At 48.7% G+C, this 19,912-nt stretch carries 23 protein-coding genes and 1 tRNA gene; 20 read left to right on the top strand and 4 right to left on the bottom strand.

The annotated features are described in order from the left end of the window. Window positions 1-32: 32 nt before the first annotated feature. The 7 genes from VK694_03970 (at window position 33) to VK694_04000 (ending at window position 4,511) form a co-directional block, all read left to right on the top strand. Window positions 33-108 (top strand) — tRNA-Gly (locus VK694_03970). 278 nt (window positions 109-386) lie between these two features. Continuing rightward, window positions 387-776, top strand: coding sequence for a GntR family transcriptional regulator (locus VK694_03975; protein ID HTE57878.1), 390 nt, complete (start codon window positions 387-389; stop codon window positions 774-776). Between the two features lie 2 nt (window positions 777-778). Continuing rightward, a complete protein-coding gene (locus VK694_03980; GenBank protein HTE57879.1) occupies window positions 779-1,669 on the top strand; it encodes an ABC transporter ATP-binding protein in 891 nt (296 codons plus the stop codon). Beyond that, window positions 1,666-2,736 carry an ABC transporter permease gene (locus tag VK694_03985; protein ID HTE57880.1) on the top strand — a complete coding sequence of 357 codons (1,071 nt, stop codon included), beginning with the start codon at window positions 1,666-1,668 and terminating at the stop codon, window positions 2,734-2,736. The genes VK694_03980 and VK694_03985 overlap by 4 nt, the downstream gene beginning before the upstream one ends. 255 nt (window positions 2,737-2,991) lie before the next feature. Then, window positions 2,992-3,372, top strand: coding sequence for a DUF1428 domain-containing protein (locus VK694_03990; GenBank protein HTE57881.1), 381 nt, complete (start codon window positions 2,992-2,994; stop codon window positions 3,370-3,372). Between the two features lie 15 nt (window positions 3,373-3,387). Then, a complete protein-coding gene (locus VK694_03995) occupies window positions 3,388-3,837 on the top strand; it encodes a VOC family protein (GenBank protein HTE57882.1) in 450 nt (149 codons plus the stop codon). 236 nt (window positions 3,838-4,073) lie between these two features. Next, on the top strand, window positions 4,074-4,511 hold the full coding sequence (locus VK694_04000; protein ID HTE57883.1) for an SRPBCC domain-containing protein: 438 nt from the start codon (window positions 4,074-4,076) through the stop codon (window positions 4,509-4,511). A gap of 25 nt (window positions 4,512-4,536) precedes the next feature. Here the strand turns inward: VK694_04000 and VK694_04005 are convergent, their stop codons facing one another. After that, window positions 4,537-5,292 carry an AAA family ATPase gene (locus VK694_04005; protein ID HTE57884.1) on the bottom strand — a complete coding sequence of 252 codons (756 nt, stop codon included), beginning with the start codon at window positions 5,290-5,292 and terminating at the stop codon, window positions 4,537-4,539. Window positions 5,293-5,382: 90 nt separating this feature from the next. On the opposite strand from VK694_04005, the gene VK694_04010 reads away from it, so the two are divergent. Next, window positions 5,383-5,766 carry a DUF1801 domain-containing protein gene (locus VK694_04010; GenBank protein ID HTE57885.1) on the top strand — a complete coding sequence of 128 codons (384 nt, stop codon included), beginning with the start codon at window positions 5,383-5,385 and terminating at the stop codon, window positions 5,764-5,766. A 98-nt stretch (window positions 5,767-5,864) separates the two neighbouring features. Beyond that, complete coding sequence (locus tag VK694_04015; GenBank protein HTE57886.1) at window positions 5,865-6,548, top strand: hypothetical protein; 684 nt, start codon at window positions 5,865-5,867, stop codon at window positions 6,546-6,548. Here the strand turns inward: VK694_04015 and VK694_04020 are convergent. Next, entirely contained in the window at window positions 6,545-8,014 is a 1,470-nt protein-coding gene (locus VK694_04020; GenBank protein ID HTE57887.1) for an FAD-dependent monooxygenase, read from the bottom strand. The two genes, VK694_04015 and VK694_04020, sit on opposite strands and share 4 nt — an antisense overlap. Before the next feature lie 73 nt (window positions 8,015-8,087). Then, a complete protein-coding gene (locus VK694_04025) occupies window positions 8,088-8,360 on the bottom strand; it encodes a hypothetical protein (GenBank protein HTE57888.1) in 273 nt (90 codons plus the stop codon). Window positions 8,361-8,423: 63 nt separating this feature from the next. On the opposite strand from VK694_04025, the gene VK694_04030 reads away from it, so the two are divergent. Next, window positions 8,424-9,638 carry an MFS transporter gene (locus VK694_04030; protein HTE57889.1) on the top strand — a complete coding sequence of 405 codons (1,215 nt, stop codon included), beginning with the start codon at window positions 8,424-8,426 and terminating at the stop codon, window positions 9,636-9,638. Window positions 9,639-9,789: 151 nt separating this feature from the next. On the opposite strand, the gene VK694_04035 is transcribed toward VK694_04030, so the two are convergent. Then, complete coding sequence (locus tag VK694_04035) at window positions 9,790-10,611, bottom strand: hypothetical protein (GenBank protein ID HTE57890.1); 822 nt, start codon at window positions 10,609-10,611, stop codon at window positions 9,790-9,792. A 151-nt stretch (window positions 10,612-10,762) separates the two neighbouring features. On the opposite strand from VK694_04035, the gene VK694_04040 reads away from it, so the two are divergent. The 10 genes from VK694_04040 (at window position 10,763) to VK694_04085 (ending at window position 19,906) form a co-directional block, all read left to right on the top strand. After that, window positions 10,763-11,671 carry a hypothetical protein gene (locus VK694_04040; protein HTE57891.1) on the top strand — a complete coding sequence of 303 codons (909 nt, stop codon included), beginning with the start codon at window positions 10,763-10,765 and terminating at the stop codon, window positions 11,669-11,671. Window positions 11,672-11,772: 101 nt separating this feature from the next. Continuing rightward, window positions 11,773-12,375: a dihydrofolate reductase family protein gene (locus tag VK694_04045; GenBank protein ID HTE57892.1), complete on the top strand. Its 603-nt coding sequence runs from the start codon at window positions 11,773-11,775 to the stop codon at window positions 12,373-12,375. Window positions 12,376-12,431: 56 nt separating this feature from the next. Further along, entirely contained in the window at window positions 12,432-13,025 is a 594-nt protein-coding gene (locus VK694_04050; protein ID HTE57893.1) for a Type 1 glutamine amidotransferase-like domain-containing protein, read from the top strand. A gap of 307 nt (window positions 13,026-13,332) precedes the next feature. Next, the gene (locus tag VK694_04055) at window positions 13,333-15,084 is read left to right on the top strand and encodes an ABC transporter ATP-binding protein (GenBank protein ID HTE57894.1); all 1,752 of its coding nucleotides are present in this window, start codon (window positions 13,333-13,335) and stop codon (window positions 15,082-15,084) included. 345 nt (window positions 15,085-15,429) lie between these two features. Beyond that, entirely contained in the window at window positions 15,430-16,023 is a 594-nt protein-coding gene (locus VK694_04060; protein ID HTE57895.1) for a dihydrofolate reductase family protein, read from the top strand. A 7-nt stretch (window positions 16,024-16,030) separates the two neighbouring features. After that, window positions 16,031-16,480: a DNA methylase gene (locus VK694_04065; GenBank protein ID HTE57896.1), complete on the top strand. Its 450-nt coding sequence runs from the start codon at window positions 16,031-16,033 to the stop codon at window positions 16,478-16,480. Between the two features lie 90 nt (window positions 16,481-16,570). Next, entirely contained in the window at window positions 16,571-16,897 is a 327-nt protein-coding gene (locus VK694_04070) for a PadR family transcriptional regulator (GenBank protein ID HTE57897.1), read from the top strand. Window positions 16,898-16,908: 11 nt separating this feature from the next. Further along, the gene (locus VK694_04075; GenBank protein ID HTE57898.1) at window positions 16,909-17,754 is read left to right on the top strand and encodes a pentapeptide repeat-containing protein; all 846 of its coding nucleotides are present in this window, start codon (window positions 16,909-16,911) and stop codon (window positions 17,752-17,754) included. Window positions 17,755-17,824: 70 nt separating this feature from the next. Then, a complete protein-coding gene (locus VK694_04080; protein HTE57899.1) occupies window positions 17,825-18,487 on the top strand; it encodes a Type 1 glutamine amidotransferase-like domain-containing protein in 663 nt (220 codons plus the stop codon). Between the two features lie 126 nt (window positions 18,488-18,613). Beyond that, entirely contained in the window at window positions 18,614-19,906 is a 1,293-nt protein-coding gene (locus VK694_04085) for a hypothetical protein (protein ID HTE57900.1), read from the top strand. Window positions 19,907-19,912 lie beyond the last annotated feature (6 nt).

Raw genomic sequence — 19,912 nt, forward strand, 5'->3', positions numbered from 1 at the left:
CGATCCAATGAGGTATAATTTCACTCTGTTAAGCGGGTGTAGCTCAGTTGATAGAGCGCTTCCTTGCCAAGGAAGAGGCCAGGAGTTTGAGTCTCCTCACCCGCACCAGGAAAAATACCCCGGCTTTAGTCGGGGTATTTTTCTTGATCTATGGTTGATCTGGCTCAAACTCGGTGCCCGTAGGGCAAGTTTGTTAATCAAGGCCACGCACAGGAGCGTGGCTAAACAGCACGGCTGCAGATTTGCCCTGCCCCTTCACCCGCACCAATCCAACATAACAGATGAGACATGCCATTAGGGTGTGTCTTTTCATTCTCACCCTATCTGTTATACAAATTTGAGTCCCATTTGCATAAATCTTACTAGTAAACTAGTATAATAGTGAAATGATTATTTTTCGCTTGAATACTCGCTCTGGCGTTCCGCCGTACCTGCAAATTGTGCAGCAAGTTAAACAGGCATTTCAAATGGGTGTGCTGCAAGAGGGTGACCAGCTGCCTACTGTCAAAGAAGCTGTGACACAGATTGCCATAAATCCAAACACCGTATTTAAAGCGTACCGTGAACTTGAAAGCCTAGGTTTGGTAGAAGGCAGAACTGGAAGCGGCACATTTGCAAAGAAGCGACCTGACGGTCCTTCACTCGCCGTACAAACGAAGTTAGCGGGAAGCTTGGATACATGGATAGCAGAAGCGCATAAAGCTGGGCTTGATGATGAGCAAATAGAGGCATTGGTTCACGTCAATCTACATAACGGAAAGAGAAGGGATAAGTAGGTATGAGTTCTAATAACGCAATAGAAACAACGGGTCTTGGAAAGAAATATAGGTCATTCTGGGCGTTGAAAGACGCAAACATCACTGTTCCTAAAGGTAGCGTTACGGCTCTTGTCGGTCCAAACGGTGCCGGTAAGACTACTTTACTTAAATTGTTAGTTGGCTTAAGCACATCTAGTGCTGGCACCAGCACAGTACTGGGCGAGCCATCAAGTAACGCTGCTGATTTTATTGCTGAAATTGGTTACCTTGCACAAGAAATACCCCTCTATAAACAGTTCAATACAAGCGACCATATAACGATGGGTGCGCATCTAAATAAAACTTGGGATAAAGCATCGGTAGAAAAGCGCATAACGGAATTGGGTATTCCATTAGGCCGTGCCGTTGGCAAGCTCTCTGGCGGTCAAAAGGTGCAAGTTGCATTAGCTTTAGCCCTAGCAAAGAAGCCAAAGGTTCTGTTGTTGGACGAACCTGTTGCTGCGCTAGACCCTCTTGCTCGTGTAGATTTCCTATCGTCACTGGCTCAAGCAGTAGCTGACGCAGAAGGTGAGCTGACGGTTGTAATGTCATCTCACTTACTCGCTGACCTAGAGCGTGTATGCGACCACGTTATTATTTTGGCTGCTGGCAAGACGCAAGTGTGCGACAGCATAGATAACGTCCTAAAAACACACAAGTTACTTACGGGTCCAAAGAACGATAAACCAAAAGCGTCAAACTACACAATTATTCAAGAGACACACTCTCCTCGCCAAACAACGCTTGTAGTTAGACAAAAGGACGGCAAAATCAACGAACCACACTTCAAAGTACAAACCGTAAACATTGAGGAAGTCGTATTGGCTTATATGGAACAAGACAAAGCAAGCAAGTTAGGAGGCGTAAAATGAACTGGCTTATTTGGCGACAATACAGAAAACAATTACTGATTTTTGTTGGTATATTCATCATCTTTGCAGCAGTAGCAATTCCGTTTGGTGTGAACTTTTGGAAACATTACCAAGAAGTGCAAACCAGTTGCAGTCAAGTCGGTGCTGCTGGCTGTAGTCAGAAAGAAATTAGAAATGTTATTTTCAGAACCGCAGCCGAGGGACAGGTTGTTAATCTCGTAAAGCTGACGCTCTTGGGCTTACCGTTCTTACTGGGTCTATTTTGGGGTGTACCGCTACTTGCAAAAGAGTATGCCGAGAATACGAACAAACTCGTTTGGACGCAAGGTATCTCAAGGCGCAAGTGGCTCACTACAAAGCTAGCTTGGGTACTATTTGCAACGGTCTTGTATGCAGGAGCGTTCACGGCAGTAGCGACTTGGTTCTCACGTACAGGCAATGCAGTTAATAGTGATAGATTTACAGAACTAGCATTTATGAGCCAAGGAGTTGTCCCAGTTGCAATGGCGGTGTTCGCCGTTTGTGTTGGTATTCTTTTCGGAGCTTGGTTTAAGAGATTACTTCCAGCATTAGGGGCTACGCTCGGACTATTGTTAGTTCTACAGATTGCCGTTCCTACGTTTGCCCGACCTCACTATCAGGCTACTCAGGTTACTACAGAGTCATTAAAAGTAGAGAAGGGCGAGTTTGCGCCTGGTGGACCGAATAAAGAAGATTGGACTATTAGCGCAAAACAGCTTGATAGCTCTGGTAAGGAATTAGACTCTAAGTTTCCGCCACAGCAATGCATCATTGACGAAGAACAAATGCAGAAAGAACGAGCAGAGTCGCAGGAAGCACCAAAACCTGGTACACCAGAAAAGCCCAGAACTGCTGCCTTTTCACTTGCTGGTGGACCAGTCATTAGTATAAATTGCTTATCGGACTTAGGCTATCACTGGGAAGTTAAGTATCAGCCAGCATATCGCTACTGGAACTTCCAACGTATTGAGACCGCATTGTATTTAGTACTGACTGGGATGGCAGTATCTGCAACCTACTGGCTTGTCCTAAGGCGTGACGCATAAACAATAGCGTAAGTCCCAGCTCTTACTTACTAAGCAAGTAACGTCTGTAAGGTGCCTCTAGCATCTGCCTCCAACCTAGGAGTTCTTGGCTGAATAAGTGTAAACTTTTACTACTATCCCTGCACCTTCATAATTACCAGCTTTCAAGCTTTTTGGAGGAGAATTTCATAGACAAAACCTGAGCTAGATAATGTAAAATGTCTTAGGAGTTAAATCTATTTAAGAACTTAATTTTAATGAAAAGGGATAAATGAGATGACGAAATATATCGATGGATTTGTGCTTGTAGTGCCCAAAGGAAAAGAAGCCGAATACCAGAAAATGGCAGAAGAAGGGCGAGACTCTTGGATGAAGCACGGTGCGCTTCAATACTTCGAGTGCAGAGGTGATGATCTGAAGCAGCAGGAAATGGGTGACCAAAAATCACGTGCTTTTGCTGAAATGACTGGCGCAAATAGCGATGAAAATATCTGGTTTTCTTTTATTGTTTTTGAGTCTAAAGAACACCGCGATGAAGTAAACAAAAAAGTTATGGCCGAGATGGATGAATCATATAGCGATCAGACTGACTTTGAAATGCCGAACGATATGAAGAAAATGGCGTACGGTGGCTTTGCGGTAGCCGTAGAAGGATAAAATTAAAAAACAGAGATGAAAGCCAAAAAATCTAATCTAAAAAGGATGGACAACGTTGGTATCGTGGTGGAATCACTCGATAAAGCCGTTTCTTTTTTCACTGAGCTTGGCCTAAAGCTCGAAGGACGGGCAATGGTTGAAGGGGAATGGGCTGGGCGTGTCACCGGCTTAGGCAACCAGAGCGCTGAGATTGCTATGATGGTTACCCCCGACGGACACGGCAGACTTGAACTATCGCGTTTTCTTACCCCACCCGTAATCGCCGACCATCGCAATGCTCCGGTGAATGCACTTGGCTATCTACGCACTATGTTCACCGTAGAAGACATTGACGAGACAGTATCTAGACTCCAAAAGCATGGAGCCGAGCTTGTCGGTGAAATAGTTCGGTACGAGGACTCTTATCGCCTTTGCTACATTCGTGGTCCTGAACAAATCCTCGTTGGACTAGCAGAAGAACTCTAGAAGGAATCAGACGACTATCGTTAATGTGCTAATAGGTTGCGGATAAATTAAACCGATTTGCAAGTTTCGTTTGAGTTGGTAGGATCAACATTCTCGGAATTTACAGTTAGAGATACGTACATTATCTGGCATCAAGAAGCCCGTGCTGGGGGCTGCGGTGCTTGAGGCTCGCCCCTCACCGGGATGCACTAGAGCCAAATGCGGTGCAAATGTAAGTCTTGGGCTACAATGAAACTATGAAAGAAATACAATTCTTAGTTGAGATACATGCTCCTAAAGAAAAGGTGTGGGACACTCTATGGCAAGACCAAACACTTCGCGAATGGGCGGGTATCATTGACCCGGGAACATACATGTCAGGGGAACTAAAAGAAGGTAAAGAAGTACAGTTTATATCTTCTGAAAACGGGTATGGTGTAACAAGTCTGGTTGAAAGGCTCGTGGCCCACGAATTTTTGCTGCTCAGGCACCAGGCAGATACGCAAGGTAGCGGAGAAAAGGAACGCGCCCAGGAGTGGACTGGCGGCAAAGAAAGCTACTCACTAGTAGAAAAGGATGGCACCACGACTTTAACTGCCGTATTTGATGTTCCGTCAGAAATGGAAGAATACTTCAAAGACACCTACCCCAAAGCCCTAGAGCGAGTTAAGGTATTGGCCGAAAAAGATAAGTGACAATTTCTGGGCCAACACAAACTCGTTAGGTGATTAACCCTGATAGTACGTCATGCCTGTCATCCAGAAAACGCTTGGTCAGCCTATAATGCTCCGTATCCTCGTAATTCACTATCTGCATACCATTCTTTCCGACTAAATAAATATCTGCGTCAGGATAGCCCATGATAATAGGAGAATGTGTAGCAATAATAAACTGGGCGCCATTACTGACGTGCTGATGCAGAAGAGTTATGAGCTTGAATTGCCGAGCAGGAGACAGCGCAGCTTCGGGCTCATCCAGTATATAAAGACCATTTCCCCTAAACCTGTGCTCCATTGGAGAGATAAATGATTCACCGTGTGATTGCTCATGCAGGGAGATGCCGCCATACGAAGATGTAATTGGTGGTCCACCCTCAGGGTCTTCATCTAGTCGTTCAATTTCAGACGCAACATTGTAAAAGCTTTCTGCCCTTAGAAAGTAACCGTCACGTGGCCGTCTAATACCTTTTACTAAGGTAAAGTAGTTGTGGAGTTCCGAATGACTATCTTTGGTTGAAAAATGAAAGTTCCGCGAGCCCCCTTCTGCATTAAATCCCATGCCAATGGCAAGCGACTCAAGTAAAGTCGATTTGCCGGAACCATTCTCTCCCACGATAAAGGTTACCTTTGGGTGGAACTCAAGACTGGTAAAATGCTCGACTATCGACAGATTAAAGGGATAGGTATCATGGCTTGGAAATTCTTCATAATTAATCGAAGCTTCAATTAAATAGTGGCGGGCATCAATTGCTTTCATCCCTGCATTATATTGTAGCGATACGCCAATAAGCTAGTACCATCAATAGACCTTGGCATAAGGATTATTTTATTTGCTATGATTAACAGTATGAAAACTAAACCAACTGGGATAGACGTAGAGTCTTTCCTAGGAAGTGTAAGCGACAAAAGGCGCGAAGAAGCCCACACATTGATTGCTCTGATGCAAGAAATATCTGGCGAAAAACCATGCATGTGGGGGCCGAGTATCATTGGGTTTGGCTCGCAGCACTATAAGTACGATACAGGGCGCGAGGGCGATATGCCCCGGCTAGCTTTTAGTCCACGGAAGGCTAATATAACGGTTTACTTCGAGGGTTTTGATAGATACGGCGAATTGCTAGCAAAACTAGGCAAACACAAAAGGACCGTGGCTTGTTTGTATATAAATAAGCTTGCGGATGTTAAGCTCGACGTATTGCGCGCAATGCTTGAGCAATCATTTGCAGCATAACTACGTGTGTGCATGGTTATACCCTTACTGCTGCCTGGCTATCTTAATTTCTCGACTCCACATGCGGCAAATCACTACAGACAGAGTAGTATATAGAGATGGCCCAAACCCCTTCTAGCGTTGTTATATTTTCGCATGGCTTTGGCGTACGCAAAACTGACCGCGGATTATTTACCGCGATCTCCATTGCTTTGCCCAACACCCAAAGCGTGATGTTTGATTACAATCCCATAAACGAGCAGTCGAACACACTGACGGTAAAACCTTTGCATGAGCAGGCATTGAAACTTCGGAAAGTCATTAATGCTGCTAGGGCTGAATATCCGGACGCAATTCTTGACCTAGTATGTCACTCTCAGGGATGCGTTGTAGCGGGGCTGGTGAAGCCTAGGGGCATACGCAAGGTTATTATGCTCACTCCTCCGGACGATATGAATGAAGCAACCGTTGCCGAGCAGCTCGGTGCGCGTACAGGAACAGCCATTGATGTAACGGTTAGGACACGTTTGTCACGCGCTGATGGCAGCACGACGGTTATTCATCCTGATTACTGGCAAAGCCTGGCCGGTATCGAGCCCGTGAAACTCTATAATAGACTGGCTCGATTTACGAAGCTGCGTATCATAAATGCCAGACAAGACGAAGTGTTGGGTGAGGTCAGGTTTGAAGGAATTGATCCGGCGATCCCACTCGTAACGCTGGATGGCAACCATAATTTTGATGACGAAGAAGCTCGCAAGCGGATCCTCTATATTCTGCAAAAAGAGCTAGCAAAAAGCTAGGCTTTCTCGACTCCGCCAAACCAGGTTGTAAGCGCTTGGGGTAGCTCTGGATCTGCGATGTTTCCTGTCCAGGCAACGTACCCGTCCGGTCGGATTAATGCGGCAGAGGCAGCGGTGATCTCGCCAAGAACGGGGAGTTCCCACGTACCTTTGTAAGTAGCGTTGATCAATTTAACCCTACCGGACCAAGCAGAAACATCAAACTCATCGGCCCCGCCCAGATTAAGAAGTACGGCCTTGGCATCATGTAATAGGCTGAACAAACGCGTCGGGCCGTCTGCGACCACTAGATCAAGGTCGGGCATGCGCCGTCCGAGCAAGGGGTACCCCTCTCCAAGGTCGTAGTGAATATCCAGGGCAGAGAGCATGCCCACTACGTGTTTGCGCGGCTCGTCCATGTCCAGTAGTTCGGTCATGATCTCGTGGGTGGCCACATGTTGGCCGTCGGGTTTGCTCAGGACAATTTGCGCTCTGGTGTTCTGCAATACCCGGGCACCAACCGGATGGCGCTCGGCATGGTAGCTATCCAGAAGCTTCCCTGGCGATGTTTTGTTGACCACTTGTGCCAGTTTCCATCCCAAATTCACGGCGTCTTGCAAACCAGTGCCAAGGCCTTGGCCACCTTGTGGCGGATGTATGTGTGCGGCGTCGCCGGCGAGTAATATGCGTCCTTTGCGATAAGTCGCCGCTTGCCGGGTGGCGTCGCTGAAACGCGAGACCCAATTGACGGCAGTCAGTCCATAATCTGTCTCATATGTAGAGACAAGTGCCTCGCGAAGTTCTTCCATGCTCGGCCTGTCGCCATGCTTGACGACCTTTTCGCGTATTGTGACTCCTATCGATTTGCCGTCTGCCGATGGGCCAATACCACCACCTTCAGGACGCATGCCGAACGCTGGCGTTTCACTCATCTTTACCTCGGCAATAATGTAACTAACCGAGGCGTCCAAACCGGGGAAGTCAATCCCGGCTACCTTGCGGACCAGACTCTGCCCTCCATCACAACCGACCAGATAATCTGCCCGCAAAGACTGACCATCCGACACTTTAATAGTGACGCCGTGGTCGTCTTGGGTGAAGTTCGTTACCTCGCTGCTACGCATAATTGGAACACCAAGTTCTTCAGCCCAATCTGCCAGGATAGGCTCGAACTTGCTCTGCGATATTCCCAGTAAGTAGTTGTGGCGAGTCGGAAAGTCACTGATATCTAATCTAGCGCCAGCAAATCCTATGTTTGGGTACGATTGCCCTGCAGAAATAAACCGCTCTGCGACACCACGCTGGTCTAATACTTCTACAGCACGAGCGTGAATGCCCTTGGCGCGTGACTCATCCAGGTGCTGGTCAGCGCGGCGTTCGACGATGACAACGTCAACCCCAGCCAGCTTAAGCTCAGCCGCTAACATCAGCCCGGTCGGACCACCTCCAGCGATCACTACTGCGTGTTTTTTTGTCTCCACTTTCACCCCCGTTTCCTAGCTAAAATTATAACATCTCAACAATTTAGGGTCAGGGCTACAATCCGGGGTTTTCTTTTAGTTATTTAGCCGGATGGCTCTTGGCCCAGGCAACAACTTCGTCAGGTTTGTTCATGGCTGTACCGTCGTCTAGTACTAGAACTGGCACAAAATACGAGCCAGTCAACGCAAATACTTCCCGGCGTACTTTGCCCTGGAGAAATTTTGGCAGATGTTCTTGCCCTTTTGCTTTTTGGATCTGGGGGTTATGGCCTGCTGCAGTCAAGGCTTTATGGACCTTTGCGCAGTCGTGATGGTCGCTTCCGTTGGTGCTCCAGCATATGTATAGCTTCATGTTTTGGATTATACACCTGGCATCAGCGAAAAGCGTAGCAAACCCCGTGCTACAATTCCCTGGATGAATCAAAAAGCAAAAGACATACTGCGACCACTGTATGCCTGGGCGTTTACTGAGGCACTTATTTTTTGGTATGCCATCGAGAAGCTGCTGTGGAGCGGTTCCGGTATCACCGCCAAACAAATAATCATTCTAGGCATAATCGCCCAAAGCAGCCAGATTCTTATCGAAGTACCTTCGAGCATCATCGCCGATCGCTGGAGCAGGCGGAAGTCGTTGATGGTGTCGTCGGTCTTTATGCTCACCGCAATTGTCATCGTGCTAAGTGTTCGCTCATTCTTGTCGTTTGCAATTATGTCTTTAGTCTGGGCGTTCTACTATTCTTTCCAGTCAGGGACAGTCAATGCATATATCTATGATCTCCTGAAAGAAAAAGGCGAGCAGTCACAATACAGAAAAGCCTTGTCGCGGTATACCACATTTCAACTAGCTGGATTGTTGGTTTCTTCTTTGGCTGCAAGCGTGCTTATCAAGCTCGGCGACTTACTCACCCCTTATTGGGTAACGCTTATCCCAACTGTGGTTGCACTTGTGTTGCTGTGGCGTATGCATGATCCAGCCGTAGAACGTACAGAACAATCTACCGGCACAGCCTCCCATCATGTGCGAAGCGCTATTCTTAATGTATCTAAGAAAAAGTGGCTTATTGCCATCTTTGTCGCATTGGCGCTTGTAACGGCAGGCCGTTTTGTTTGGTACGAGTACTATCAGCTATATGCGCTAAAACAAAACGTAGCTCCCATGTTGTTTGGACTGCTGTTGGCGCTTATACATGTAGGCAACATAGCTGGCTCGGAGTTTGCGCACCGTGTAAAAAGTCCGAACAGAGTACTACTAACAGCACTCGGCGCGTTACTAGCCAGCACGACAGCCCTAGCATTTGTGACGGGTACTCTCGCAATAGTTATATTCCTGGTGGTGTGTTTCTTTGGCTCGCAGGCTGGCTCAATAGTCCTGGACGAAAACCTACAACACGAAACAGCATCTGAGCTACGCGCAACAACTCTGTCAATGGCTGGGCTCGTCAGCAGAATTTTCTTTGGCGTTTCGGCTGGAGTAATAATAGCCTTTAATACATCACCAAGAATAATCGCGATTGTAACGCTCGTGGCATTTATCGGTATAGCCCTGTATTTGCCAGTGCGTAAACGACTTGCCAGTGCGGTATCCATAGAGGATGAGCTTATACCTCTTCCCACATCTCCCGAACTGTGACCGATTTTTGCTCGTCCTGCATAGTCTGGGGTGAAACTCTGTACACTTAAGTTCGGCCGCCAATATCAGCCCGGTCGGACCACCCACCTTCCATAGTTACTAGCGCGTGCCTTTACTCTACTCACCCATGTCCTCTAACCACCCCACATAACTAAAGCTGTGTCCTGTCTTGCTTTAGTAGCTTTAACTTGTCGAGGATCCTGGTATACACAATATCTATTGAATAAGGCGGCGCGCCCGGTGTGTCCCGTTGCGCAGGGGCTTCATGATGAGACTTATGCCTGAAGGACGCCGAGGGTACGATTAAATGGAGTGCTTTCGGTCGCATGTCTTTTCCGGCAGTTGGCGCCGGTCCACCTTCTTTGTGCTCTGGCATTCCCGCATACAGCGCTGCCAGCGATGAGCCCAGAAGGAATCCACTATACCAAGCCAAAGCTCGTGGCATAGGGACTTCAGAGTGTCTATTCATATATCTTCTGTATCGAGCTGCTACGAGAAGAGAAGGAATAGCGAGATTGCTTAAGGGCTCGGGCAGCTTTGTGAGTGCCTCGCCAACAATAGTCCTTTTTACACCCACAGGCTTGCCTGCTTCGTCGTACTTTAGTATAGGGTCGTTGGCTGGGTCCAAACCCTGGAACACAAGGGCACCGTGAAGCTCTTCGTCTGCAAGGATATTTTTAGTATGTCTCCGGGACACATAGCTGTCGCCCAAGGTTTTTTTAAACGCATGAAAAATTGAGCCGGGTGGATATACCACCTCTTCGTGATGATGTTTGCGGTGTTCAATGCTAAACGTAGTGGGGTCAGACCCAACCGCCCACAATGCAACTTCGGCCATCTCTCGCACCGGACTCACGAGCTCATCTGTTCTATGTGCTTGTCGGTGCGCTAAAATCTCAGCCGACAAAGGACCAATCACTACTCCGTACCCCAAACCTTCGCCAAAACTAGCTGCTAATTCTATCGGTCTCATAATGCCCTTCTTAGTGTGAAACTACTATACAACATAAGCCCGTACTAAGAGAAAATTCACACACCCCTTGTATTAATTCCTCTACATTATGGCGTGGTGTTTGTCGCCGATGTGATACTATATGACGCAAAATAAATGAAGGAGGCATTAGGTGAGCGAAGCTGGTGACTTAGCAAAAGCGGCAGCGGTGGGTATGGCAGCGGGAGTGGTTGGTATTGCAGTCGGTGGTGAAGCTTGGGGACATGAGTCGTTGGCACACCGGACTGCAGAACTGCATCCAGTAGCTGCAGTAGCAGGTGACTTGTGCTTATGGGCACTGGGCGTTGATATAGCCACTACGGATGTAGGTCACCGAAAGCATCATGCCACCGAAATGCAACACCCCGTTCGATCTCTTGGTGTGGCATTTGTAGATACTATGAAGGATATATATGTCACGCGAAAGCAGGCCCAAGAAATATTGCGCGATACGTCTCTTCATGGCTATATTATGGATTTTGGCATGGACAGAGCAACTGATCCACTCCTGGAATATGATAATGAAACTCCTACAGCAATCAAACGAGGCCATTGGCCAGGCAAGCTATTCGGAAGAGTGTTGCCCGAACCAGCGGGTAGGCTTGCTGTCCCGGCTGCCATTATTGGCATAGGTGGCCAGCTTGCCGAGAAAGCCTTTCCGGGCAAGGGACGTCAGATGCTTCTGGCAGGCTATGCGGGCTATGCAGCCTTTTCACTAGTTGCCGCTCTTATACCAGGTGTTGCCGAATACACTAATGGTGGAGACGGTAAAACAGTGGGCAGAGATATTATGAAAGGGTCTAAGGCTCTGTCGCTCATAATGCCTTGGGTAGCTTTTCGGCATGGCGAGCATCACGAAAATCCTGCCAAGCGTAGATTGGATAGCGAGCCTGCCTATTCCAGTGCACGTTTAGTTATGGTTGCACTTGATAAGTTGGGTCTTGCGAGACCAACCGGATCAGAGGAAACCGCAGTGGCTCATAAAGCAGTTATATCCGCGCCATTAGACGCTGAGCAACTTGAGTTTGAGGCGGCTACATAATAATCTAGCGATGGCAACCCTAGGGATAATTTAGGCAGAGTGGGTAGAGTCGGGACGCCGGCTACCGACCCAGCTATCGCTGGATTTGTTAAGATAAAGGTATGAGAAAAATAGTAGTACTAATGATGATCAGCCTGGATGGGGTTATGCAGGCGCCTGGTGGGCCGGAAGAGGATACTTCGGGCGGTTTTAAATACGGTGGTTGGACCTATGCATACTCTGACGAAGCTATGGCCGAAATAATTAGCAAAGAATTGAGTGAGCCATTTGACTTGCTGCTGGGCAGGAAGACATACGACATATGGAACGCGTACTGGCCCAAGCAAACGGGTTTTGTGGCTGACCCTTTTAATAAAGCTAAGAAATACGTGGTATCGGGCAAAGGCGTAGACCTCACCTGGAAAGAGTCAATTCTTATCAGTGATGACGTTGTGGCTCAGCTCAAAGCCCTGAAGGCAGAAGACGGTCCGCAGCTGCACGTATGGGGTAGCAGCGTGCTCATCCAAACACTCCTAAAGCATGATCTGGTTGATGAACTACGGCTCAGAATATACCCGGTCACGCTTGGCAGCGGAAAGCGTTTGTTTGCAGAGGGAACAATCCCTGCTGCGTTTGAGTTGCTGGACTCTACGGCTTTGCCAAGCGGTGTCATCCTAGCCAATTACAAAAGAGCTGGCGAAGTTAAAACCGGTTCGGTTGTCTAGAACACACTGTGAGACTCTATCTTTCCTCTTACGGACTGGGCAATAAGCCAGAAGAAATGCTACCCCTAATCGGCAACAATAAGCGTGTGGCAATCATCATGAATGCCCAAGACGCCAAGGCACCCGACAGACGCAGTGAACGTCTGCAGCAAGAAATCGACGGTCTGGCCGCTCTTGGCCTGGTGCCCGAAGAATTTGATTTGCGGGACTACTTTGATGATCAGGACAACCTAACAGCTGTCGTTAAACAGTTTGGATACATATGGGTGAGGGGCGGCAATGTTTTCTTGTTGCGGCGTGCGTTTAAACAAAGTGGCTTCGACCAGCTACTTACGCAACTACTGCAAGATGACCAAGTAGCTTACGGCGGTTTTAGCGCAGGAGTGTGTGTCTTGGCGCCTTCCCTACACGGTATTGAACTAGTTGACCCCACGGATGAGCTAGCAGAGGGTTACGATAGCGACATCGTATGGGAAGGCCTGGGGATTCTTGAGTATGCAGTAGCGCCACACTATAAGTCCGACCACCCGGAGTCAGCAGACATAGATAAATGCGTAGCGTACCTCAAAGAAAAACAAATCCCTTATAAAACACTACGAGATGGTGAGGCAATTGTAATCAATGGGAATTCAGAAAAACTAGTTTCCTAGGGCATAGCCCTTACCTGCCCCTATCGGAAGTCTTCTGTTGGTTTGGCCAGCCAGCCAAAAAATAATTGCATATGCTTACGTAACAGCGTATAATCTGTTGTATATTTATCAATTAACCCGGAGACGGCGACAAAAATGTTTATAGTTACAAGTATTCTGCTAGCAGATGTTGCCGGCTTACGGCGTTAAAACTCTCTTTTAGCAAAACCTCACAACTGCCCTGAGCCATAGCGTAGACTATGATGGAGCGCTCTATACATACCACTAATTATGCGGCAACCAACCGCTCTACTTTCCAAGGATCCCTATGAAAAATTATCCATCACTTCGTGCGTTTGCCAGTTATATTGCAACGTTCAAGAAGTCATTTCTAGCTACTGCATTAGCATTTTCTATAGCCAACATACCGCTGGCTGTTTTGCCGTTGCTCATTGGACAACTTACAGAAAGCCTCACCACCAACAGCGGACAGGCCATATGGTGGCTGGGTGCTGTTATCGGCGCCAGCATACTCCATAACATTCTATGGATTGTCGCAGACTTTCTATACAGAGATAAGCTGCTGGAACGGCTGCACCGGTTTGACGACATCGTGTTTGGCAACATCATGACTCATGATTACGGCTTTTTTACCGAACGTTTTACCGGCAAAATAAGCAGCTACGCCGGCACCTTGGGCCAGGAACTGCGTGACATATGCGATAATTTCATGCACTCGTACTCAGCAGCTATTGTCTTTATGCCAGTGTTTGTGGCAACCATGTTCAGCGTAAATATCTACATTGGCGCGCTATTCACGGCGTCCTTGGTGGCAATGTTTGTTGGCGGGAAACCCCTAGCCAAACGCGATGCCGCAGCCGAGCGCAAACAGGCAGATGCCAAGTCTACCATAGACGGCTATACCGTAGACTCCATTGCTAACTTTATGGCCATAAAGTCATTTGGCAACGAACAAACAGAAGCCAAGCATCTGTACGCCAAGCGCGTTCATCTGATTGTAGTCAGCAAGTATGCGTATCTACGCGCCATTTACTTTTGGGGCTATATGGGTACGGTGGTGCGAATGTTCATGTGGACCGCAACGTTTGCGATGGTTATTTACCAGTATCTACATGGTGATATATCGATTGCCCAGGTATCTACCTTTGTAGCGGCTATCATGGTTTACCAAAGCTACATTTGGGAAATAGTTTGGAACTTTTCGCAGCTGAATATCAAGATTGCCCGCATCGAAGAGGCCTATCGTTACCTGTTCGGTACCCGCGATATCATCCGCCAACCATTGCCGGCCACTTCACCACGCTTGCCTGATAGTGCCTTTAAAAACAGTTTAGAAATACGCAATATGCACTTTGCATATCCCGACAAGCCTGACGTGCCCGTCCTCCAGAACATTAGCATGACCGTCCAAGTCGGAGAAAAGATTGGCATCGTTGGCCCCAGTGGCGGTGGCAAGTCCACTCTGCTGAAACTACTGCTTGGGTACTACCCAGTAGAGCCCGACACACTACTTGTAGATGGCAAGCCAGTAGAGAGCAGCCAGCTGACCGATCTCCTGTCATACGTGCCACAAGATACCTCGGTATTTCACCGCTCTGTTCGTGACAACATAGCTTACGCCCGCCCAGACGCCACCACAGAACAAGTCATAGCCGCAGCCAAGCATGCTCAAGCCCACCAGTTTATCAGCACGCTGAGCGAGGGGTACGACACATTAGTCGGCGAACGCGGCGTCAAACTGTCCGGAGGCCAACGGCAACGCATAGCCATTGCCAGGGCACTGCTCAAAAACGCACCATTGCTGCTACTAGACGAGGCTACCAGTGCCTTAGACAGTGAGAGCGAGCTGCTGATTCAGCGTGCTTTTAGCGATCTGTTGGCTGGCCGCACGGCGATTGTCATTGCGCACCGGCTCAGTACCATTCAGCGCATGGATCGTATCTTGGTCATAGTCAAGGGGCGGATTGTGCAACAAGGCTCACACGCCCAGCTCGTAGACCAACCCGGTATGTACCGGGCACTTTGGCAGCACCAAAGTGGAGGCTTTCTTGAAGACTAACGCTAAAAACTAACCACGGTTGCCCGGTATCGACAGAACAGCCCCACGGGGCTATTTTTGGGTTAGTCACCGAGGCTAGCCAAGTACCGGCAAAGATTCGACCGGTACTTTGAGTACCTGAGCTAAACGCTCAATATGTTGAAACTTACAGTATTTTATCGGTTCATTGTCATGGGAATAAATGCGGTAGTAGTGAGTAAAAGTAACCTTCTCATTCTTAAAATTCTTTGCGCTTGTTGGCTTGTCGATTCGTTTGATCACCCAGCCGCCAGGCTGCTGATCTAGGATCCGTTTAATTTTTGCATAGTGGTTGAACGGCACATGAGGAAGTATAAACTAAGAGGTATGAGCAAACTTATTCTAAACATGACCATGTCACTGGACGGCTTTACGGCCGGCCCAAATATTCGGCCCGAAGAACCTATGGGGGACGGCGGCGAGGAACTTCACCGCTGGATGTTTGCAGGCGGCAGCACGGACGAAAACCCTGGAAAGTTCCAGACTGAGTTTTTTGAAAATATCGGCGCCTACATTATGGGCAGGCGAACACTGGACCTAGGACTAGAGCCATGGGGAGAAAACCCGCCGTATCATGCCCCGTGTTTTGTATTGTCAAAAGAGCGGCACGACACCATAACAAAACAGGGCGGCACATCATTTGCTTTCGTAACTGACGGTGTCCACAGCGCATTCAAACAAGCGCAGGCGGCAGCGGGCAGCAAAGATATCATAGTCATGGGAGGCGCCAATGCGGCGCAACAGTTTGTAAATGCCGGCTTGTTTGACGAGCTGTACATCCACGTTGCACACATGCTGCTCGGGAGCGGCACCAGACTGTTCGACAACCTCACAATCAAACCAACTGACCTAGAAAAAATCGCCGTGACCGATGCGCTGGGTGCAACGCATATGAAATTTCGATTCCGCAAGCTCGTATAATTAGGGCATGCCCCGTAGGTCACGCAAGCAACACCATGCGGCAGATTTCGATCTAGATATTCTATCGGGAGACACCGATATGTTTCGATGGTTTTTGCTGTGTTATCTATTTGGGAAGCCAATTCAGTCCGACGCTGCAGTAACAACGTGGCGGCTTTTTATCACAGAAAAGTTAGATACGCCTTGGGCTATCGTGGCAGCTTCCGACCACAAACTGGTCCGAGTACTACACAAAGGTGGCTACACGCGCTACCAGCATGTGACTGCACGTGGACTGCAAGTTTGTATGGAACGATTGATACATGACTATGAGGGCTCGCTGTATCTGATGCTAGAAAACAGCCTAGACGAAGATGAGTTTTCTAAAAGACTCCAGGAGTTATATGGTGTCGGCCCAAAGATAGCAGAGATTTTCCTGCACGAGACCGAAGAGATCTTTGCCAGAAGAGTAGAATAGTTGCCTACCCTTTTACTGCGTTAACAGATCGACAGCAAGGTGTATATAAATTACCTTGACAGTCATAGTAATGTGTCATACGATGTAGTCATGATAAATAAATTGTCATCAGACTTGCTTCGTGGCCACACGGACACGATCATCCTCAAATTACTGGTGGGTGGCGATAAGTACGGGTACCAAATAACCAAGCTTATTTACGAAAACTCGGACGGCGTGTACGAGCTAAAAGAAGCCACCATGTATTCCAGCCTCAAACGCCTGGAGCACGATGGCCGCATCATTTCGTATTGGGGCGACGAAAGTCAGGGTGGACGGCGCAAGTACTACCGGATCACTGGGGCTGGTCGTGAAGTATATGAAAGTAATAAACAGAACTGGGATTATGCCAAGAAAATCCTGGGCAAATTATTGTAAGGAGAATAGACATGGAAAAGAAACTACAGCAATTTTTAGACAACGCATTTGCACCCTACGGTGACTTCCCTGCGCGGGCCGATGTCACCAAAGAGCTTCTGGCCAACCTTGTAGAAAAGCACAAGGACCTGAAGAGCCAGGGCATGAGCGACGAAGCCGCTTACCAGGCGACCATCGATTCGTTCGGTGATGCTTCTGAAATCATGGAGCATCTGCCACATAGCGAAAATAGGCATGCCGATGAGCCGGAAGACGAATCGAACATACATAAGTCATTGAAGAAAGCACTCAAACGCGCAAAAGCAGGCATGGGCCTGTCCAAGTTTGGCGGGGTAAGCCTGAACCAGGCAGACCTGAGCGACTCTGATTTGGCCAACAACGACTTCAGCTACAGTTCACTGACAGAGGCAAACTTCGACAAGTCAAGACTGAGCGGGTCGGCTTTCCGGGCGGCAGATCTCAAGAGTGCATCGTTCCACGGTGCAGATTTGTCTGGGGCTACCTTTGCTGCGACCGATTTGCAAGATACGAACTTTACAGGCGCAAACCTCACCAAAACAAAGATCACGGCTGCTAATCTCAAAGACGCCACTTTTGATGACGCTACCCTGGCAAGCACAACCTTCCGCCACTCAGACCTAAGTAACCTTTCATTTGCCGACCAGACCCTTACTGATGTTATTTTCAGCAGCAGTTCACTCAAGAAAACATCATTCAAAAACGCGACACTGCACAACGTATCGTTCCACCACTCTGACGTAAAGCACACCATATTCGACGGAGCAAAAATGGACAAAGTTACCTACGCACTGCTCAAAGGCGCCAAAGCCAATCTAGAGAACGTTACTGTTCAGTAAAGATCAGTTTCTACACTAGCTGCATGACACATCGAGCAGAACAACAAAAGATATTTGCTAAGATGTACCTATGAAACTAGTCCTATGTTCGGAAGGCTTCCATACCAATAACACGGTACAGGCGTGCGTGGAATTATGCGGCAAGCCCCAAGACAAGATATCTTTTGCCATTATCAACGAAGCATACGCGGTTGTAGGGGGCGATAAACGGTGGGTGCTAGATAACCTTAACGACGTTGCCAAAAACTTTCCTGCAGAGATAGATATTATCAACCTTCTAGCCCTCTCGTTGGACGAGGTAGAAGCCAGAATTATGCAAAAAGACGCCCTGTTTGTGGTTGGCGGCAGCTCGGACTATCTGGTAAAAGTCTTCCAGCAAACAGGCTTTTCTAAGCTGTTGCCCACACTACTCGAATCAAAAGTATACGTAGGCAGCAGCGCCGGATCGATGGCGCTAGGCAGACGCGTGCCGGATGAAGTGCGACGCCGAATATTTGGCGAAGACGAGCACTTTGAAGTAGATGAATACCTGAACATAGTCGACGTAGCTCTGATACCCCATCTGGACTCTCCACATTTTCCTAACGACAGGATCGAAGTACTGGATGAAGTGGTCAGGCCCCTGGACTTCCCTGTCTACGCCCTCCGTGACGACTGCGCTCTGATTGTTGATGGCACCACACAGAAATTCATCGGCAGTGATCCATATAAAATACATGCTACTTCTGCTTAGCAATTTTATACTCATTTTGCAAAAAAGTAACTAAAATTGTACTATTAATTTATCTTGGGCGACTTGCCTGGGTGTTCGTTACTATCCCAAAACCCTCAAAACGGGACGGGAGAAGGATGGTCAGAGATGACCGCACTGCAACCGATGGCGTTTTTTCACGAGGACGGACTTGTTGCCGCGTGGAAATTTGCCGGCAAGTACGCAGGCCCCGATGGCCACATTGCCACGTTGCCCGAAATCGTCGAGGCTCGCCTGGCGACCGAACGGGACAACCTGCCCTGGAGACGATACTTCACGACCAACTCGGCCGAATACTACGGCATGGGCACTGATGGCCGCCAGAAGCTGATCGTGGCCCATGGTGTTGGACCGATGGCCTCACTGGAGGGCATCAAGCGAGCCTACTCTTGGGAATACAAAGACACGGACCGTCGCCGCAGGGGTGGCCGCATCTCTGCCAAAGAATTCCTGCGGCTCGAGGCAGGCGACTACGGCGAAGTGACGGTCATCGACTTCCGGGACTACCTGGAACAGTGGGGCGACAGCCTTTACAGCTTCCGCACTACCGCCACAGCCCAAGTAGACACCTTACTCATGGCCCGCTTGGGTCCAAAAGCAGGTGCCTACTTGTTGGCTCATGACAGACTGGCCACGCAGTGGCACCAGGACCAATCGGTCGAGATACCAGGTGGCAGCTACCCAATCATCGTCCAAAACGATGGCGCGGCCAACTGCTCCTATACCACCTATCCACGAAATGGCAGTGGCTTTGATTGGTCCAGAATGATCCCTCGTTCGCTCGAACCAGGCAAAGCCATGGGGCATTTGCTGAGCACCTCTGGGCTCGCCCACATGCACAGCAGCGACTCCCGTGGCCACTGGCAGGGTCTGACCAACGACGTCTCCTGCCATGAATGGTGGAATGGTGTCCGACTTGTCAGCACACCCCCGGATGCGACCTGGCAGGATGGCGTCGTAGAGTCACCAGAGCCTCGTGATGTACTGCGCCACGACTGGCAACGCTTCATGCGACCGAACGATGACGCACCGTACACCCCTCCGCGTCTGTACTTGATCGAGCAGGCTGGTGTCGAGTGGTTTACCCGTTACTCCAAGCCGAGCAAAGGCGACCGCCTGGACAGCGGCGACATCGAATTTCGTGTGCGATCAGTGCGCGCTATTGGTGACACACGGCAGTTCAAGGTGGATGATGACTTCTTCCTCCGATACAACCTGTCGCAAGTAGTGGCAATTACCCCCGAAGGGGCAAACGCCTACAACATTGTCCACTACGGCCCACCGGACGGTCACGTCTTCACCACCGTGACCGTCCAGTTCTACGAGGCCGATGTTGACACATCGCAGCGACTGCCACCGGTCAAAGAGATCAAGCAGGATTACAAACTCCTGATGGGATAGACGAGC

The sequence above is a fragment of the Verrucomicrobiia bacterium genome (assembly GCA_035489575.1).
Lineage (GTDB): Bacteria > Patescibacteriota > Saccharimonadia > Saccharimonadales > JAGQNK01 > DATHJY01.

Coding starts and splice junctions, on each gene's coding strand:
- VK694_03975 (HTE57878.1), top strand. CDS start 387: ATGATTATTTTTCGCTTGAATACTCGCTCTGGCGTTCCGCCGTACCTG.
- VK694_03985 (HTE57880.1), top strand. CDS start 1,666: ATGAACTGGCTTATTTGGCGACAATACAGAAAACAATTACTGATTTTT.
- VK694_04060 (HTE57895.1), top strand. CDS start 15,430: ATGAGCAAACTTATTCTAAACATGACCATGTCACTGGACGGCTTTACG.
- VK694_04045 (HTE57892.1), top strand. CDS start 11,773: ATGAGAAAAATAGTAGTACTAATGATGATCAGCCTGGATGGGGTTATG.
- VK694_03995 (HTE57882.1), top strand. CDS start 3,388: ATGAAAGCCAAAAAATCTAATCTAAAAAGGATGGACAACGTTGGTATC.
- VK694_04080 (HTE57899.1), top strand. CDS start 17,825: ATGAAACTAGTCCTATGTTCGGAAGGCTTCCATACCAATAACACGGTA.
- VK694_04050 (HTE57893.1), top strand. CDS start 12,432: ATGCTACCCCTAATCGGCAACAATAAGCGTGTGGCAATCATCATGAAT.
- VK694_04070 (HTE57897.1), top strand. CDS start 16,571: ATGATAAATAAATTGTCATCAGACTTGCTTCGTGGCCACACGGACACG.
- VK694_03990 (HTE57881.1), top strand. CDS start 2,992: ATGACGAAATATATCGATGGATTTGTGCTTGTAGTGCCCAAAGGAAAA.
- VK694_04075 (HTE57898.1), top strand. CDS start 16,909: ATGGAAAAGAAACTACAGCAATTTTTAGACAACGCATTTGCACCCTAC.
- VK694_04005 (HTE57884.1), bottom strand. CDS start 5,292: ATGAAAGCAATTGATGCCCGCCACTATTTAATTGAAGCTTCGATTAAT.
- VK694_04035 (HTE57890.1), bottom strand. CDS start 10,611: ATGAGACCGATAGAATTAGCAGCTAGTTTTGGCGAAGGTTTGGGGTAC.
- VK694_04000 (HTE57883.1), top strand. CDS start 4,074: ATGAAAGAAATACAATTCTTAGTTGAGATACATGCTCCTAAAGAAAAG.
- VK694_04085 (HTE57900.1), top strand. CDS start 18,614: ATGACCGCACTGCAACCGATGGCGTTTTTTCACGAGGACGGACTTGTT.
- VK694_04025 (HTE57888.1), bottom strand. CDS start 8,360: ATGAAGCTATACATATGCTGGAGCACCAACGGAAGCGACCATCACGAC.
- VK694_04065 (HTE57896.1), top strand. CDS start 16,031: ATGCCCCGTAGGTCACGCAAGCAACACCATGCGGCAGATTTCGATCTA.
- VK694_03980 (HTE57879.1), top strand. CDS start 779: ATGAGTTCTAATAACGCAATAGAAACAACGGGTCTTGGAAAGAAATAT.
- VK694_04015 (HTE57886.1), top strand. CDS start 5,865: ATGGCCCAAACCCCTTCTAGCGTTGTTATATTTTCGCATGGCTTTGGC.
- VK694_04055 (HTE57894.1), top strand. CDS start 13,333: ATGAAAAATTATCCATCACTTCGTGCGTTTGCCAGTTATATTGCAACG.
- VK694_04030 (HTE57889.1), top strand. CDS start 8,424: ATGAATCAAAAAGCAAAAGACATACTGCGACCACTGTATGCCTGGGCG.
- VK694_04010 (HTE57885.1), top strand. CDS start 5,383: ATGAAAACTAAACCAACTGGGATAGACGTAGAGTCTTTCCTAGGAAGT.